At 38.7% G+C, this 17,553-nt stretch carries 17 protein-coding genes and 1 other annotated feature; of the genes, 15 read left to right on the top strand and 2 right to left on the bottom strand.

Features of this window, described 5'->3' with window-relative positions; translation table 11 throughout:
* Positions 1–8: 8 nt before the first annotated feature.
* From IGK53_RS05085 to IGK53_RS05095, 3 genes are all read left to right on the top strand, one after another.
* Positions 9–404, top strand: coding sequence for a rhodanese-like domain-containing protein (locus tag IGK53_RS05085; RefSeq protein WP_002308872.1), 396 nt, complete (start codon positions 9–11; stop codon positions 402–404).
* A gap of 164 nt (positions 405–568) precedes the next feature.
* Complete coding sequence (locus IGK53_RS05090; RefSeq protein ID WP_002314794.1) at positions 569–934, top strand: DUF488 domain-containing protein; 366 nt, start codon at positions 569–571, stop codon at positions 932–934.
* Positions 931–2,742 (top strand): FAD/NAD(P)-binding protein, encoded by a 1,812-nt coding sequence (locus tag IGK53_RS05095; RefSeq protein ID WP_430605025.1) that lies wholly within the window; start codon positions 931–933, stop codon positions 2,740–2,742. Before IGK53_RS05090 ends, IGK53_RS05095 begins: the two co-directional genes overlap by 4 nt.
* Before the next feature lie 62 nt (positions 2,743–2,804).
* On the opposite strand, the gene IGK53_RS05100 is transcribed toward IGK53_RS05095, so the two are convergent.
* Positions 2,805–2,972, bottom strand: a complete 168-nt coding sequence (locus IGK53_RS05100; protein WP_002288457.1) for a DUF3042 family protein — start codon at positions 2,970–2,972, stop codon at positions 2,805–2,807.
* A 246-nt stretch (positions 2,973–3,218) separates the two neighbouring features.
* On the opposite strand from IGK53_RS05100, the gene galE reads away from it, so the two are divergent.
* From galE to IGK53_RS05140, 8 genes are all read left to right on the top strand, one after another.
* Positions 3,219–4,208 (top strand): UDP-glucose 4-epimerase GalE, encoded by a 990-nt coding sequence (galE, locus tag IGK53_RS05105; protein WP_002329353.1) that lies wholly within the window; start codon positions 3,219–3,221, stop codon positions 4,206–4,208.
* A gap of 11 nt (positions 4,209–4,219) precedes the next feature.
* Positions 4,220–5,704: a UDP-glucose--hexose-1-phosphate uridylyltransferase gene (gene galT, locus IGK53_RS05110; RefSeq protein WP_002329352.1), complete on the top strand. Its 1,485-nt coding sequence runs from the start codon at positions 4,220–4,222 to the stop codon at positions 5,702–5,704.
* A 23-nt stretch (positions 5,705–5,727) separates the two neighbouring features.
* Positions 5,728–6,708 carry a LacI family DNA-binding transcriptional regulator gene (locus tag IGK53_RS05115; protein ID WP_002329351.1) on the top strand — a complete coding sequence of 327 codons (981 nt, stop codon included), beginning with the start codon at positions 5,728–5,730 and terminating at the stop codon, positions 6,706–6,708.
* A 193-nt stretch (positions 6,709–6,901) separates the two neighbouring features.
* Complete coding sequence (gene tsaB, locus IGK53_RS05120) at positions 6,902–7,624, top strand: tRNA (adenosine(37)-N6)-threonylcarbamoyltransferase complex dimerization subunit type 1 TsaB (protein ID WP_033583154.1); 723 nt, start codon at positions 6,902–6,904, stop codon at positions 7,622–7,624.
* A complete protein-coding gene (rimI, locus tag IGK53_RS05125) occupies positions 7,608–8,150 on the top strand; it encodes a ribosomal protein S18-alanine N-acetyltransferase (protein WP_002329349.1) in 543 nt (180 codons plus the stop codon). The genes tsaB and rimI (IGK53_RS05125) overlap by 17 nt, the downstream gene beginning before the upstream one ends.
* 6 nt (positions 8,151–8,156) lie before the next feature.
* A complete protein-coding gene (gene rimI / locus IGK53_RS05130) occupies positions 8,157–8,621 on the top strand; it encodes a ribosomal protein S18-alanine N-acetyltransferase (protein ID WP_002308883.1) in 465 nt (154 codons plus the stop codon).
* Complete coding sequence (gene tsaD / locus IGK53_RS05135) at positions 8,618–9,634, top strand: tRNA (adenosine(37)-N6)-threonylcarbamoyltransferase complex transferase subunit TsaD (protein ID WP_002308884.1); 1,017 nt, start codon at positions 8,618–8,620, stop codon at positions 9,632–9,634. The genes rimI (IGK53_RS05130) and tsaD overlap by 4 nt, the downstream gene beginning before the upstream one ends.
* 375 nt (positions 9,635–10,009) lie before the next feature.
* Complete coding sequence (locus IGK53_RS05140) at positions 10,010–10,699, top strand: CpsD/CapB family tyrosine-protein kinase (protein WP_002329348.1); 690 nt, start codon at positions 10,010–10,012, stop codon at positions 10,697–10,699.
* A gap of 61 nt (positions 10,700–10,760) precedes the next feature.
* On the opposite strand, the gene IGK53_RS05145 is transcribed toward IGK53_RS05140, so the two are convergent.
* On the bottom strand, positions 10,761–11,462 hold the full coding sequence (locus tag IGK53_RS05145; RefSeq protein ID WP_002329347.1) for a Crp/Fnr family transcriptional regulator: 702 nt from the start codon (positions 11,460–11,462) through the stop codon (positions 10,761–10,763).
* 461 nt (positions 11,463–11,923) lie between these two features.
* Here IGK53_RS05145 and arcA point away from each other — a divergent pair, with 461 nt between their 5' ends.
* From arcA to argS, 4 genes are all read left to right on the top strand, one after another.
* Positions 11,924–13,153 carry an arginine deiminase gene (arcA, locus tag IGK53_RS05150; RefSeq protein ID WP_002308888.1) on the top strand — a complete coding sequence of 410 codons (1,230 nt, stop codon included), beginning with the start codon at positions 11,924–11,926 and terminating at the stop codon, positions 13,151–13,153.
* A gap of 90 nt (positions 13,154–13,243) precedes the next feature.
* Positions 13,244–14,263, top strand: coding sequence for an ornithine carbamoyltransferase (gene argF / locus IGK53_RS05155; protein WP_002288437.1), 1,020 nt, complete (start codon positions 13,244–13,246; stop codon positions 14,261–14,263).
* 114 nt (positions 14,264–14,377) lie between these two features.
* On the top strand, positions 14,378–15,325 hold the full coding sequence (gene arcC / locus IGK53_RS05160; RefSeq protein WP_002313642.1) for a carbamate kinase: 948 nt from the start codon (positions 14,378–14,380) through the stop codon (positions 15,323–15,325).
* Positions 15,326–15,473: 148 nt separating this feature from the next.
* Positions 15,474–15,671: a binding site (T-box leader), on the top strand.
* A gap of 76 nt (positions 15,672–15,747) precedes the next feature.
* Positions 15,748–17,439 carry an arginine--tRNA ligase gene (gene argS / locus IGK53_RS05165; protein ID WP_002308891.1) on the top strand — a complete coding sequence of 564 codons (1,692 nt, stop codon included), beginning with the start codon at positions 15,748–15,750 and terminating at the stop codon, positions 17,437–17,439.
* Positions 17,440–17,553: the final 114 nt, after the last annotated feature.

Raw genomic sequence — 17,553 nt, forward strand, 5'->3', positions numbered from 1 at the left:
GGCATTACATGGTTTTATGGGTAATTAATATCATTTTGCTATTGATTGTGCTTGCAATCATCTTTTGGGAAGTCTATCTACGAGTAATGGCCAAGCGTTCAGCAACGACTTTGACAGAAGAAGAGTTTCGAGAAGGAATGAGAAAAGCACAAGTAATCGATGTTCGCGAAAAAGATGTGTTTGATGCAGGGCATATCTTAGGTGCAAGAAACATCCCTTACACTGTTTTGAAAGATTCACTAGGATCGATTCGAAAAGACCAACCTGTCTATATCTACGATCAAAAGAAAAGCTTGAGTATCCGTACGGCAAATAAATTACGTAAAGCAGGTTATAAAGAGATTTATTTGCTTAAGGGTGGTTATGACGGCTGGTCTGGAAAAATCAAAAGCAAAAAAGTATAAAGCATATATTTTTATGACAGCTTTGGAAAAACTAGATCAATAATCAGGTATTGACTAAGAAAAAATGAACGACGCGAGGGATAGTTGTGTCGTTCATTTTTTATTTTGTGCTATTATCTACATATAAAATATAAAAGAAAAAAGGCAGAAAGAAGGAAACAACTATGATCAAATTAAAGCGTGTTTACCTTGATGCTGAAGAAGAGGATGGCTTTCGGATACTCGTGGATAGGCTCTGGCCACGAGGGATTTCAAAAGAAAAAGCACACTTAGATCTATGGTTGAAAGAAATTGCGCCTAGTAATGAAGCACGCAAAGCTTTTGACCACGTACCAGAACGTTTTGCTTTATTTGCAAAGAAATATCAGCAAGAATTGTCTTTTGAAGAAGAAAAGACGCGAGCTGTTTCCGAACTCATCCAACTTATGAAAGAACATCCAGTCATTACTTTCGTTTATGGTGCAAAAAACGAGCACCAGAACCATGCCGTTGTGTTAAAAGAATTTATCGAAAAGGAGGTGTACAAATGAAAATAGGGATCATTGGTGCCGGACCTAGAGGATTAAGTGTAGCAGAAAGGATTCTGTATAATAATCAGGGCAGACATTCTCTTGAACTTATTCTTTTTGATCCAGAAGGTCCAGGCGGTCGAGTTTGGCGGTTGAATCAGCCGCCAGAATTATTAATGAACTCTGTTTCTCAACAAGTGACGCTTTTTACAGACGAGACGTTGTCCAGTGGGGGAACGGTAATGCCGGGACCTAATTTGTTTCAATGGAGTAAAGGACCTGCTACAGATTATATCGAACAGACGGTAACCAAAAATAAGCAACTATTTATAGAAGAAATTAACCGTCTAGAAAAAGATCAGCAATCTACTCGTTGCCTATACGGGCTTTATCAACGCTGGTTTTTCTCAAAGTTGCAAGAAGAATTTCCAGCTTCTACTCAGCTTGTCTATTCTTTAGTGAAAAAGGTCAGCAAAGAAAAAGACGGTTTCCTATTACAGACAGATCACCAAAGCTATCCTGTCGATCAGCTCATTTTAGCGAGTGGTCATTGGGAAAATGATCAGACAGAGGAGGAAAGAGCCTGGGTAGACTATGCAAAGAAAAATGATTTACTGTATCAGCTTCCTTCTAATCCTGCAGATGTCGATCTTTCAAAGATACCGCCAAAAGAAAATGTCTTTCTAAGAGGGCTTGGTTTAAGCTTTTTCGATTATGTCGGATTGTTTACGGTATCAAGAGGAGGGCACTTCGAAAACAAAATGGGAAAACTGGTCTATCATCCATCTGGCAAGGAACCGATTGTATACAGCGGGTCAAGAAGAGGTCTGCCTTACTATCCTCGAGGGAGAAATCAAAAGCAAGGCGGAGCAATGGCATGGCCACGGCTACTTACAAAAGAGAACCTTGAGCAATGGCATCGATCGGGACTTTTGACTGGCGAAACATTTTTTGACTATCTGAAAAAAGACGCTGAGTTGTTTTATTACAAGAAAATCATCGAAGAACATCACTTGCCGATTTCAAGGAAAACTTTTGAGCATGATTTTCTTTCCCTCTCTTCAGAAGAGTGTCTTGGAAAGTATCCAGCATTACTTCCTTACAAATGGTCTTGGTCGTGGCTAGAAACTCCTCTTACCTATCAGGATGAGTCCTTTGCAGAAGCTAGCCGAGCATTTATTGAAGGGCAGATAAAAGAAGCGGAAAAAGGCAATTGCACAGGGGCATTGACTTCGACATTTGATGCATTGAAAGACTGGCGTGATCCAATCCGGCAGGCTATTGAATGGCACGTTTTTTCTGCTAAGGAATACAAAGAAATACTGTGGGGGTGGTTTACTCATCTAAACAGCTTTTTAACGATTGGTCCGCCAGTTATTCGGACGAAAGAGTTAGCAGCACTGATAGATGCAGGTATTTTTCATTTGATCGAACCGCCACTTGATATTCAGCAAAAGCAAAACCGTTATGTTATTTCTCTACAAGATAAAGAAATCAGCAGTCTCTATTTGATCGAAGCTCGTTTGCCACAAACAAGCTTTTCTCATTCAAGTAATCCTGTCATAAAAAATTTGAAGGAAAATAAACTTGTTCGCCCTTTTTCGTTTTCAGATAATACAGGAAGTTATCATTCAGAAGCTATAGATGTTGAGCGAGGTACGAATCGCGTGATTGATGCTTCCGGGAAAATCCAGTCTGGCTTTTATTGCTATGGAATACCAGTTGAAGGTGTGGATTGGTTAACTGCAGCAGCAGCTAGACCTTATACAGATCCATGGAATTTGAGACAAGCAGATAAAATAGCACAACTTATATTGACTGACAAATAAAAATACGCATGATGACTTATCTGTTCTTTCACAAGTCTTCATGCGTATTTTTTAAATAATTATTAACGAGAAACGCGTTTGCGCATTGCTTTTTTACGATTTTCTTCGATCATTGCTTCTTTTTCGTCAATCGGATCGATCACTGTTTTTTTCACAGAAGCGACCAAACCAGCAACGGCAGCGGCTGTTGCCAAGCTACCTACTAATATTCCAGATACAAATTTTTTCATTGAATCCACCTCATTTATTATTTGTTATATCTATTATGGAACAAAAGAGAAAAAAAGGCTAGTTTTACGTTTGTTTGTAAACCTTTGCAAAAAATCCTTGAAAATGTTTACTAAATGTTTTATTATAAATTTACCAGATAAATTTACGAAATTTTACTTTCTTCTTTTCTACCATAAAGTAGACTTCGTTTTTTAAATTATATAGAATCAACAAACACAATTTCACTAATCAAAGGAGTGTTTTTTATGACAATTTTAGTACTAGGCGGAGCCGGCTATATCGGTTCGCACGCTGTAGACCAGCTAGTTCAAAAGGGGTATCAAGTCGCTGTGGTAGATAATTTACTCACAGGTCACAAACAAGCAGTACATCCAGATGCTCATTTTTATGAAGGAGATATTCGGGATAAAGAATTTCTACGTTCCGTATTTGAAAAGGAACCGATTGAAGGAGTAATCCATTTTGCTGCAAGCTCTTTAGTAGGAGAATCTGTCGAAAAACCATTGATGTATTTCAACAACAACGTATACGGTATGCAAATCTTACTTGAAGTCATGCACGAGTTCAACGTCAATAAAATCGTATTCTCTTCTACTGCAGCAACTTATGGAGAGCCGAAAGAGTCTCCAATCACGGAAAATACACCAACTAATCCTAAAAATCCGTATGGTGAAAGCAAATTGATGATGGAAAAAATGATGAAGTGGTGTGATCAAGCGTATGGCATGCGCTATGTCGCTTTGCGCTACTTCAATGTAGCCGGAGCAAAAGCAGATGCATCTATCGGAGAAGATCATACACCAGAAACGCATCTTGTCCCAATCATTTTACAAGTAGCTCTTGGTCAAAGAAAAGCATTGGCTGTTTATGGAGACGATTACGATACACCAGACGGAACATGTATTAGAGATTATGTTCAAGTAGAAGACTTGATTGCCGCACATATTTTAGCTTTGGAATACTTGAAAGAAGGAAACGAAAGCAACTTCTTCAATTTAGGCAGTAATAAAGGGTATTCGGTCAAGGAAATGTTAGAAGCAGCGAGAGAAGTGACAGGGAAAGAAATCCCGGCAGAAATAGCACCAAGAAGAGCTGGAGATCCTAGCCGATTAGTCGCTTCAAGTGAAAAAGCGAGAGAGATTCTGGGCTGGAAACCTGAATACACAGATATCAAAGAAATTATCAAAACAGCATGGGATTGGCATGTCAGCCATCCAAATGGTTATGAAGAATAGGGGAATGAGATATGTCAATCAGTCAAACGATTTGTGATTTTGCCACACTTGCGATCGAAGCTGGCGGATGGATGGAAATGGACCGCTTATATTTACAGAATCGTCTTTTAGGGATGGTAGGAGAAGACGCTCTAGAAAGCGTCGAAGTAAGACCAGTTAAGGAAGAATCAGTAGACTTATTGGATCAGCTTGTCGCTAAGGCAAGAGAAAATGGTGTTCTTTCAGAATTACCAGCAGAACAAGAGATTTTTGAAGCACAATTGATGGATTTTCTTACACCACCGCCTTCCGTTGTCAATGCATTCTTTGCACAGCATTATTCGAAAAGTCCAGAGGAAGCAACTGATTATTTCTTTGATTTAAGTAAGAAAAATGATTACATCAAAACAAGAGCCATCGCTAAAAATATCAAATTTCCAGCAGAGTCAGCATATGGTGAATTGGAAATCACGATCAATTTATCTAAACCAGAAAAAGATCCAAAACAAATTGCGGCAGAACGCGAGGCAGCCAAAGTAGATTATCCTACATGCATGTTGTGTATGGAAAATGAAGGATATAGAGGACGCTTGAATTATCCAGCCCGCACCAATCATCGAATCATTCGAATGAATCTAGATGGTGAAAGCTGGGGATTCCAATATTCTCCTTATGCTTATTACAATGAGCATTCGATCATTTTATCAGAGCAGCACCGTCCAATGAAAATTTCAAAGGAAACATTTGTTAGACTGCTTCGGATTACTGAAGTCTTGCCTCATTACTTTGTTGGTTCAAATGCTGACTTGCCGATTGTTGGAGGATCGATTCTTTCTCATGATCATTATCAGGCAGGACGTCATGAATTTCCTATGGCAAAAGCACCGATAGAAAAACTCATCAAATTAGCAGATTATCCGCAAGTCATCGCAGGAGTTGTGAAATGGCCGATGTCTGTGATCCGTTTGCAATCAACAGATAAAGAGTTGCTGATTGAAGCAGCTAATTCAGTGTTGGAAAAGTGGAAAGGATATTCGGATGAAACTGTAGAAATCCGGGCTTTTTCAGCAGATGGTACACCACACCACACGATTACGCCAATTGCACGAAGAAGGGACAATTACTTTGAGCTGGATCTTGTCCTTCGAGACAATAATGTTTCAGATGAGCATCCTGATGGTATTTTTCATCCGCATAAAGATGTCCAACATATCAAGAAAGAGAACATTGGATTGATCGAAGTAATGGGACTTGCTGTTTTACCACCTCGTTTGAAACCGGAACTAGCAGAAGTAGAGCGGTTCTTATTGGGAGAAGAAAACCAGATGGCTGAATATCATCGTCCATGGGCAGAACAGTTGAAAAAAGAGCATCCTGATTTGACGAAAGACGCGGTCACTGATGTTGTACAAAAAGCTGTAGGCCAGGTTTTTGCTCGTGTCTTGGAAGATGCTGGGGTGTTCAAGCGAGATGAAAAAGGACAAGCAGCGTTTGAGCGGTTTACTGCGATTTTATAAACGGAAAAAAGGAGGAGAGACAAATGGCAACAATTAAAGACATTGCTCAGTTGGCAGGAGTTTCTCCTGCTACTGTTTCAAGAGTGCTCAACTACGATCCTGAACTTTCCGTCGGCTTAGCCACAAAGCAAAAAATTTTTGAAGCAGCGGAACGCTTGAATTATACGAAGCACCGCAAAAATGCAGCAAATGCTAAGCAAACCCTTCGTCTGATCCAATGGTACGATGATACAGAAGAACTTGAAGATCTTTATTATTTGTCTATTCGTTTAGGAATCGAAAAAAAGGCAGAAGAAGCAAACGTTACTTTGTTGAAAGAAACGTGGGATTCCATTAGTGAGCTTCCAGCAGATGGAACGATCGCATTAGGGAAATTCGATGAAGCTCAGCTGTTGGATTTGAAACAATCCCAACAAGCCTTGCTTCTGGTAGATTCTGATGGCACTTCTCAAGGAATCGATTCTATAGTTGTCGATTTTAAGTCGAGTGTTCAAAAAGTCATTGAGCACTTTGTTTCCCAGAATGCACAACATATCGCGATGCTTGCTGGAACAGAATATACAAAGAAAAACCATCAGCGACTAAGGGACCCTAGAATCATGGCATTCCAACAAGTTTTAGCAGAAAAAGGCTACGACGAAGGTTCAATTATCGAAGCAAATTTTTCTGTCGAGTCAGGCTATCAAGCGGTTAAAAAATATTTAAAAACAAACGAGCAGATTCCTGACGCACTTTTTGCGGCTAATGATGCCTTAGCGATTGGCGCGCTGAAAGCGATTCAAGAAACAGGTTTAGCGGTGCCAGAAGATATTTCCGTGATGGGTTTCAACGATGTCAGTGTAGCGAAATATGTGACACCCTCTCTTTCTACTGTGAAAGTTTATACGGAATGGATGGGAGAGCTAGCAGTGGAGACGATCCTTCAACTAAGTAATTCCAAAGCACCAGTTTCAAGAAAAATCATTGTGGAAACAGAGTTGATTGTTCGAGAGTCGACGAAATAAAAAAAGAAAAAGTTGTGGTAAAGTGTCGTGATACCGCAACTTTTTTTGTGTATGTAAGGAAGAAACTAGATTTGCCGGTCAGCAGATAATCATGTATCATTGTACTAGTTTTGCCTTTGATATTTTCATCATTGGAATAAAAAAGTATGCTACAATGGAAGGCGAGAATGTTATAGCAGAAAGGATCAAATATATGATTACATTAGGAATAGATACTGCAAATCAAACTTTGGCGATCGGTGTGGTGGAAGATAAACAAATTCTTGGGCAAATACAGACAAATATCAAACGCAACCACAGTGTGACGCTGATGCCTGCCATTGACCAATTGTTTGCAGATCTTCAAATGAGTCCCCAAGACATTGACCAAATCGCGGTTTCTGATGGTCCTGGTTCTTATACAGGACTTCGTATAGGTGTAACGACAGCAAAAACGATTGCTTATACACTAGATAAAGATCTAATAGGAGTATCTAGCCTGAAAGCCATCGCGGCTAATTGTGTCGGGGTGAATAAAATGATTGTGCCCATGTTTGATGCTCGAAGAAAAAATGTCTATGCTGGGGCATACCGCTGGAAAGAAAATAGATTAGAAACTGTACTTGAAGATGTACATATTGCTGCTTCTGATTTGTTTGCACAACTACAAGAGCTGAATGAAGCTATTTATTTCGTTGGGAGTGATTGTCATAAATTCATCTCTGAAATAAAAGAAATGCTACCTGATGCGATGATTAATACAGTTCCAGCATGGGATATCCCAAGTGGTGTGACTGTGGCTCAATTAGGTGCGTTGGATGAACCAGTTGCAGATAAACAAGCTTTTCTCCCTCGTTATTTAAAACGAGTAGAAGCTGAAGAGAAATGGTTAGAGACGCACACACCTGGAGACGAAAGCTATGTTGAAAAAATTTAAAGCATATGCTAGAAGCCTTTTTCAAGATAAAATGATCTATGCAGAAAAAACAATCGAACAAATCGATCGTCGCTATATACTAAGAGAATTGACTACAGAAGATATCAAAGAGCTGTTGGATGTCGAACGAGAAGTCTATAATGGCGAATTGCCATGGACCAAAAGTGCCTTTATGTCAGAATTGAAGTCACCACTTCCTCATCTATATTTAGGGATCTTTGATAATGGAAGAATGATCGGGTTTGTCGGTTCAAGGGCGTTCGGTTTAGATTGTCATATCACGAATATTGCTGTTCGACCGGCATATCAGCGTAAACGAATCGGTTCGCTGCTTATTGACGAAATCGAGAACTTTGCTATAATGAATCGCTGTGAGACGATGTCATTGGAAGTACGCATGAGTAATCAGGATGCGCAAAGACTTTATCGGAAATTAGGGTTTCAAGCAACGACGATCAAAAAAAGATATTACACTGAAACAAAAGAAGATGCGTTAGATATGATAAAAATTTTAGAAAATGAGTGAGATTAGTTGATTTGCAGAAAAAAAGATTTTGATGAAGCATATTTGGCAGAATGCGTATGGGCAATTAGCGAAAATGCTTATCCATATGGCTCACCTTGGACGAAGATGCAGTTTTTGACAGATATCCAACAGCCCCACACAGATTATCTTCTTTTAGTTGAAGATAATCAGATCTGTGGTTTTGTCGGGTATTCGAAAGTAATGGATGAAGTCGAAATCACGAATATCGCTGTTGCAGTTTCAGAACAAGGAAAAGGCTATGCACGGCATTTGCTACATCTGCTGATTGCGGAACAAATAAAAGATTCGCTGCATGTTTTTTTAGAAGTACGTCTGTCTAATGAAGCAGCAAGAAAACTTTATGAATCAGAAAAGTTCCGTATATTAGGTAAACGGAAATCATATTATCGCAATCCGACAGAAGATGCGATCATTATGAGCAGAAAGTTAAAAACGGAGACGATGAAATGAATGAAGAATTGATTCTGGCAATTGAATCAAGTTGTGATGAAACGAGTGTAGCGGTCGTTAGAAATGGAACAGAGATCTTATCTAACATCGTTGCTTCCCAAATAAACAGTCATAAACGTTTTGGCGGAGTGGTGCCTGAAGTAGCTAGCCGCCATCATGTAGAACAAATAACCTTATGCTTGGAAGATGCACTGGTAGAAGCTGGTGTATCGGCAGAAGATTTATCGGCAGTCGCTGTCACTTATGGGCCTGGACTCGTCGGCTCTTTGTTGATTGGTATTTCTGCTGCTAAGGCTTTTGCTTGGGCACACCAATTGCCGCTGATTCCTGTGAACCATATGGCAGGTCATATTTATGCCGCACGTCTGGTCAAACCATTCCAGTTTCCATTGATGGCACTTCTTGTTAGCGGAGGACATACAGAATTAGTCTATATGCAAGAAGATGGATCATATGAAATCATTGGGGAGACAAGAGACGATGCAGCAGGAGAAGCTTATGACAAAGTTGGAAGAGTCTTAGGTCTTTCTTATCCAAGCGGAAAAGAAATCGATCAGCTAGCTCATCAAGGAAAAGATAATTATCATTTTCCACGAGCGATGATCCATGAAGATAATTATGATTTCAGTTTCAGTGGATTAAAAAGTGCATTTATCAATTTGGTGCATAATGCACAACAGCGTGGAGAAGATCTAGACAAAAATGATTTAGCAGCTAGCTTTCAAGCAAGTGTGATCGATGTATTGATTACTAAAACACTTCGAGCTTGTCAAAATTATCCAGTCAAGCAACTGGTTGTAGCTGGAGGTGTGGCGGCCAATCAAGGGTTGCGTGAAGGATTGCAAGCTGCTCTGTCAGCTAAACTCCCTGAAGTAGAATTAGTGATTCCGCCTCTGAGACTTTGTGGAGATAATGCTGCAATGATTGGAGCAGCAGCACATGTGGAAATGCAAAAAAGAAATTTTGCCAGCTATCAGTTGAATGCTGATCCAAGCTTGGTTTTATCTGAATAAATGAAAGAGAGTGTGAAAAAGCTGCCCTGCATCAAGTTATAAGAACAGCAAAGAAAAAAACAGCTTCACATGTTTTTGATTTGGTTGAACTTATTACCGTAGATGCAAGCTTTTGAACACTATTTATTGTAATAAGGGTTGTGACAGATTTTTGTCACAAGCCTATTTTTGGCCTATTTTTAATTGGTTGTGTTATTTAAAATTACGAGACAGCTTGTTTTAAAAACATTTTATGCTGATATCTGTAATAAAAAATAGTTATTATATAAATTGTGTTCGTTTTTTTCTGTGCTATGATTAATTCAATAAATCATAGGATTTATTCGTGTACATAGAAAGTCTGAATACAAAATGAAAAAAGAAAGTAGAGAGAATATGAAGAAAAAGAAAATAGCTGCCTCTCCGGTTCCTTTAGTTGCACTAGCTGATCAATCGATTACTGCCGAGAAATATCGAACGATCCGGTCCAATATCCAGTTTGCAGCGATTGATCGGGAATTGAATACATTGGTCATCACTTCTTCCGGCCCAGATGAAGGGAAATCTATTACTGCCGCTAATCTAGCAGTAGTTTTTGCAAATAGTGGAAAACAGGTCTTACTTGTAGATGCCGATTTGAGGAAACCAACTGTAGCATTGTCTTTTCAATTGCCGCATAATGAAGGATTGAGTAATTTACTTAGTGAGCGTGAACGGATAGCGGACGATTACATAACTGAAACACATATAGAAAATCTTTGGATCTTGCCCAGTGGTCCAAAGCCGCCCAACCCTTCGGAAGTTTTAGGGACGAAAAGAATGGAAGAGATAATAGAAGAACTGATACTTGACTTTGATCTGGTCATCTTTGATATGCCTCCGGTAGCGACTGTAACGGATGCTCAAATCCTTGCAGCAAAAACGGATGGAACGCTACTTGTTGTCAGAGAAAGAAAGACAAAGAAACAAGAGTTGTTAAAAGCGAAAGAACTGTTGCAGATTGCAAAAGCAAATATATTAGGTGTAGTTTACAATGGAACAAAAAAAGAGAGTGATCTCACTTATTATTACCAATCATTTGAATAGACGAAACAAAAAGAAACAGCGCCCCCGATAAATATCAGGATCGCTGTTTCTTTTTGTCGCGTTATTCTCTCAAAGCTGGAGTAGTAGCGGTCTTACAGAAAGTAAAATGCTTTTTGTGATAATCTAACAGTCCTGAATCACGTAGTTGTTTGATTACTTGTCCAGCAGTTTCACGTGTCGTACCGCTATTCACTGCTAATTCTTTTAAGGTAATTGGATAAGGAATGGTGATATGGCCGTCTTCTGTTGGTACGCCAAGTTCTTCTTTCAAAATGAATAGATTTTGTTTCACTCGATCAAAAGCACTGGAGGTTAATCCAATTTGGATACGTAACTCATGTATTTCGACTACTTTAGAAATTTTTTGGATCATATAGATCAGTTGTTCAGGATTTTTTCGTGCTAATTTTTCATAGTAGGAAACAGGAAGATAGAAAGTTTCGATATCAGTCATCGCTTGAGCTGTATAAGTGTAGGTCTCTTCTCCAAACATTCCTGACATAGGAAAAAGGTTATTGGTAGTCACGTAATCATAATAATAATAGGTGGCACTTTCATCGTAACGTTCTAAACGAACAAGTCCTTTGGTCAAGATATATAACCGTTGTCTAGGATCTCCATCATCAAAAAGGATTTGTCCTTTCTTATAGGAACGAAGAACAGTATGTTCCTTGATCTGTTGGAACTCTTCATCCGAGAAATGTTCAAAATCAGGTTGATATCTGAGTTTTGAAAAGTGAAAATCGATTTTATTAACACGCATTAAAAAGTCCTCTCCTTATTGTTCACTATAGTTATTGTTACTTTTTTTAAAGAATTTGTAAAGTTTTAACACATCTGGATTAAACATAAGTTTTAATACTTTACAAATAAAATTTGTTATTATGTAAAAAAATATACATCTACATTGAATAATTTATTTTGAAGATAAGTATTTGTGTATAAAAAACAATAATAATACATATAGCAAACGCTAACAATGTTAGTATAGTTTATTTTTTTGATTTATTCAAAAAAATTTTTTAGATGAATAAATATTTTTTTGGAAGTGTATACAGAATAAAAAATGAATAAATTACGCTTAAAATTAGAAAAACGTTTAATTATTTAATTATCGAATATTAATGTGAGGGATGTCTCATTTTGAATGAGACAAAATTATGAAAGTGATTACAAAAGGAGGCTATCCTATACATGTAATCAAAAAGAAGGAGGCAACACAACATGGATAAACCTATTCACGTTTTCTCTGAAATAGGGAAATTAAAGACAGTTTTACTGAAACGGCCTGGACAAGAAGTGGAAAATTTGACACCAGATATTATGGATCGTCTGTTGTTCGATGATATTCCATATCTTCCGATTGCTCAAGAAGAGCATGACAACTTTGCAAAGACCTTGCAAAACGAAGGCGTCGAAACTCTTTACTTGGAAAAATTAGCAGCAGAAGCGATTGACGCAGGCAACGTCAAAGAACAATTCTTGAATAAAATGTTGGATGAATCTCATATCGCATCGAATGCAGTAAGAGATGGTCTTCATGAGTTCCTTCTATCAATGGAAACACAAGAAATGGTAGATAAAATCATGGCTGGGGTTCGTACAAAAGATATCGAAGTACGTTCTAGCAGCCTATATGATCTTTCAGCAGACGACGACTATCCATTTTACATGGACCCAATGCCAAACTTGTACTTTACACGCGACCCTTCCGCATCAATGGGAAATGGAATGACCGTCAATAAGATGACTTTTGAAGCACGTCGTCGTGAATCGATGTTTACAGAATATATTTTGAAACATCATCCAAGATTTGCCAATAAAGGGATCGAAGTATGGTTGGATCGTGAAAATCCTGATCATATCGAAGGTGGAGATGAATTAATCTTAAGCGACAAAGTAGTAGCAGTTGGGATTTCTCAACGAACAAATGCAAAAGCTTTAGAAAAACTAGCACGCCATCTATTCGCAAAAAATTCAGGATTTGAAAAAGTATTAGCAATCAAAATCCCGAACAACCGTGCAATGATGCATTTGGACACCGTATTCACAATGGTAGACCATGACAAATTCACTATCCATCCAGCAATCCAAAGTAAAGACGGTAAGATGGATGTCTTTACGATCGAACCAGATGGTGATGATATCAAGATCACTCATTCAGATAACTTACACGAAACGATGAAAGCTGCTCTTGGATTAGATGATCTTGTATTGATTCCAACTGGTAATGGGGATGAGATCGTTGCCCCTAGAGAACAATGGAATGACGGATCCAATACATTGGCAATCGCTCCAGGTGTCGTAGTCACTTACAATCGGAATTACGTATCGAACGAATTGCTTCGTAGCTATGGTATCAAAGTGTTGGAAATCAATTCAAGTGAATTGTCACGAGGTCGTGGCGGTCCACGTTGCATGAGTCAACCACTTGTCCGTGAAGACTTGAAGTAGTTTATAACCTGACGACAGTCTTACTGTCAGCTGTCGTCAGGATTTCCTCTTTAATCTTAAATAAAAACAATCTAAAGGAGAATGTTTAATATGAAAGAATCAGTATTCCAAGGAAGAAGTTTATTAGCAGAAAAAGATTTTACAAAAGAAGAGTTACAATATTTGATCGATTTTTCAGAACACTTGAAAGACTTGAAAAAGCGTGGGATCCCACATCACTATCTAGAAGGAAAAAATATCGCACTTTTATTTGAAAAAACATCTACACGTACTCGTTCTGCATTTACCACTGCAGCAATCGATCTAGGTGCACATCCTGAATACCTAGGTGCGAATGACATCCAATTAGGTAAAAAAGAATCAACAGAAGATACAGCTAAAGTGTTAGGTCGTATGTTTGACGGAATCGAATTCCGTGGATTCAGTCAAAAAATGGTAGAGGAACTAGCAGAATTCTCTGGTGTTCCAGTTTGGAATGGATTGACTGACGAATGGCATCCAACGCAAATGATCGCTGACTTTTTAACTATCCAAGAAAACTTTGGAACTGTAGAAGGCATCACTGTTGCATACTGTGGGGATGGTCGAAACAATATGGCTAACTCTTTATTAGTAACAGGTGCAATTTTGGGAGCAAACATGCGTATCGTTGCACCAAAAGAATTACAACCTGAAGAAGAAATCGTCAAAATGGCAGAAGGTTTTGCTGAAAAATCAGGGGCACAATTGATGATTACCGACGATGTTGATAAAGGTGTAGACGGAGCAGACGTTCTTTATTCTGATGTATGGGTATCAATGGGTGAAGAAGATAAATTTGAAGAACGGATCAAATTGTTGAAACCTTACCAAATCAATATGGAAATGGTAGAAAAAACACACAATACAGATCGTTTGATCTTCTTGCACTGCTTACCAGCTTTCCATGATACAAACACTGTTTACGGTGAACAAATGAAAGAACGCTTTGGCATCACTGAAATGGAAGTAACAGACGAAGTCTTCCGCAGCAAATATGCTCGTCAATTTGACCAAGCAGAAAATCGTATGCATTCAATCAAAGCAATCATGGCGGCAACATTAGGTAACTTGTTTATCCCTCGCGTTTAAGCATAACCACATTCATCTCACGAAAAAACGAGTCAGCATTGAGGGAAAATCACAAGACGCTGGCTCGTTTTGTTATCTAGAAAATTCAGAAGAACTGAAGAAAGGACGAATGAAATGGCCAAACGAAAAGTAGTTGTCGCTTTAGGAGGCAATGCCATCTTGTCTACGGATGCAAGTGCAAAAGCCCAACAAGAAGCGTTAATGGAAACAGCAAAGTATTTAGTGAAATTTATCGAGCAAGGAGATGAACTAATCATCTCTCACGGAAATGGTCCGCAAGTCGGCAACCTATTGATTCAGCAGCAAGCTGCTGATTCTGAGAAAACACCAGCAATGCCTTTAGATACATGTGTCGCAATGACAGAAGGGTCAATCGGCTACTGGCTCCAAAACGCGATGGGTGAAGTACTGAAGGAAAAAGGAATCGATAAAGATGTAGTTTCTTTAGTCACTCAAGTCATTGTGGATGAAAACGATCCTTCCTTCAAAAATCCAAGTAAACCAGTCGGCCCATTCTACACGGAAGAAGAAGCGAAAGAACAAATGAATGCTGATTCTACTGTGACATTCAAAGAAGACGCTGGACGTGGATGGAGAAAAGTAGTCGCTTCCCCTAAACCAATCTCGATCAAAGAAGCACGTGTCATCGAAACGCTAGTCGAACAAGGAGTTATCACGGTGTCTGTCGGCGGTGGCGGGATTCCTGTTGTAGAAACAGCTACTGGATTAGAAGGGCGAGAAGCCGTGATCGATAAAGATTTTGCTTCAGAAAAATTAGCCGAAATCATCGATGCGGATTTGCTGATCGTTTTGACAGGTGTAGACAATGTGTATGTCAATTACCAAAAACCGGATCAAAAGAAACTAGAAACTGTTACTGTTTCAGAAATGAAACAATACATTGATGAAAAACAGTTCGCTCCAGGAAGCATGCTTCCGAAAGTAGAAGCAGCTATTGCATTTGTTGAAGCAAAACCGAACGCTAAGGCAATCATCACTTCTTTAGAAAATATCGAAAATCTTTTAGCTTCTGAAGAAGGAACGATTATCGTAGCTGATTAATTTGTTAAGTCTTTCGTATTTACGAAATGATTTATAACTATCCAGGTGGTATTTCTTCTCCTTTAGGCCATCTGGATTGTTTTTTTTATTAGAAACGACTAGCCTTTCGTTTTTTTTTCTGATATAATTCAAGAAAGTTTAATAAGATTAAGATTTGTTGAACAAGAGAGTACTTGTATCATTCTTAGCTAGCGAATTCGGAAGTGGTGGAAGCCGAATGAAGGAGATACAACGAAGCGCACTTGGAGAATTCTGTTTTAAACAGACGGTCGTCTACCGATATCAGATGGAGCTGGTCCTTTTTTAGGACAATTGGAGTGGTACCGCGGGAAATCTCGTCTCTAATGATGGCATACTAAGTATGTCGTCATTAGAGATTTTTTTTGTTGAACAAATAAGAGAGTATTTTAGGAGGAATAAAGATGAATAATAAAGATCTTGTCGCAAAAGCTGTCTATGACGTTGTCAAAGACGATTTGACACTTGAACAAGTCGAACAATTACTAGAAAATCCAAAATCAGCCGAACACGGGGATGTGGCATTTCCAGCCTTTTCATTAGCAAAAGTTTACCGAAAAGCGCCACAGCAAATCGCTGCAGATTTAGCAGAAAAAATCGACTCTGCCAACTTTGAAAAAATCGAAGTGGTTGGACCTTACTTGAACTTTTTCATGAATAAAGAACTTATCAGCAAAAAAGTTTTGCAAACAGTAGTGAAAGAAAAAGAACATTATGGGGATAGCAATATTGGGAATCAAGGGACCGTACCGATCGATATGTCTTCTCCAAATATTGCAAAACCAATCTCAATGGGACATTTACGTTCGACAGTTATCGGTAATTCGATTGGCTTCATTATGGAAAAAATCGGATACCAGCCAATCCGCATCAATCATTTAGGTGACTGGGGCACGCAATTCGGAAAACTGATTGTTGCTTACAAAAAATGGGGTTCAGAAGAAGCGGTCAAAGCAGAGCCAATCAATGAACTGCTTCGTTTGTATGTCCAATTCCATGAAGTAGCTGAAACAGAACCAGAATTAAATGAAGAAGCTCGTGCTTGGTTCAAACGTCTAGAAGAAGGCGATGAAGAAGCTATCCAATTGTGGCAATGGTTCCGTGATGAATCGATGAAAGAATTCAACAAAATCTATGATCTACTAGAAGTACAGTTTGATTCATTGAACGGTGAAGCTTTCTATAATGACAAAATGGATGAAATCGTCGAACTTTTAGAAGAAAAACATTTGCTGAACGAAGATAAAGGTGCGGAGATCGTTGACCTTTCTGCTTACGACTTGAATCCAGCATTAATCAAGAAATCAGATGGCGCGACACTATACATCACACGTGACTTAGCTGCCGCATTGTATCGTAAACGTACCTATGACTTCAAGCAATCTCTATATGTAGTAGGGAATGAACAAAGTTATCATTTCAAACAATTGAAAGCTGTCTTGAAAGAAATGGGCTTTGACTGGTCTGACGATATGCACCATATCCCATTTGGTTTGATCACACAAGGTGGTAAAAAATTATCAACTCGTAAAGGAAAAATCGTCTTACTAGAAGAAGTATTGAATGAAGCAATCCAATCTGCTAAAGAACAGATCAGCGAGAAAAACCCTGATTTAGAAAACAAAGATGTTGTAGCTAAACAAGTAGGGGTTGGAGCAGTCATCTTCCATGATTTGAAAAACGATCGTCTCAATACATTTGACTTCAACTTGGAAGAAGTGGTTCGTTTTGAAGGAGAAACTGGACCTTATGTGCAATATACACATGCTCGTGCAGTCAGTCTGTTGGAAAAAGCAGGATTCGTCCCTTCAGAAACAGCAGACTATGCGTTGAATGACGATATCAGCTGGGAAGTAGTCAAATTGGTTCAAAAATATCCTGAAACAGTCTTATCCGCTGGGGAAAAATATGAACCTTCAGTGATTGCGAAACATGCAATCAAATTAGCACAGGCATTCAACAAATACTATGCTCATACGAAAATTTTAGCTGACGATGAACAAAAAGAAGCACGCTTAGCTTTAGTGTATGCAGTGACTGTATTATTGAAAGAAGATCTTCGTTTGCTAGGACTTCATGCACCAGATAAGATGTAAGAAAAAAAGAATGTGAAATCAGTGATCAGCTCCGAGTCACAAGGAATAATTTCAAAAAACAGCTTCTCGTGTTTGTTGGATATTGTGACTTGTGACCGAGGAGTTGGCAGGAGA

Origin of the sequence: Enterococcus sp. DIV1224, assembly GCF_050555455.1 — a bacterium.
Lineage (GTDB): Bacteria > Bacillota > Bacilli > Lactobacillales > Enterococcaceae > Enterococcus_B > Enterococcus_B lactis.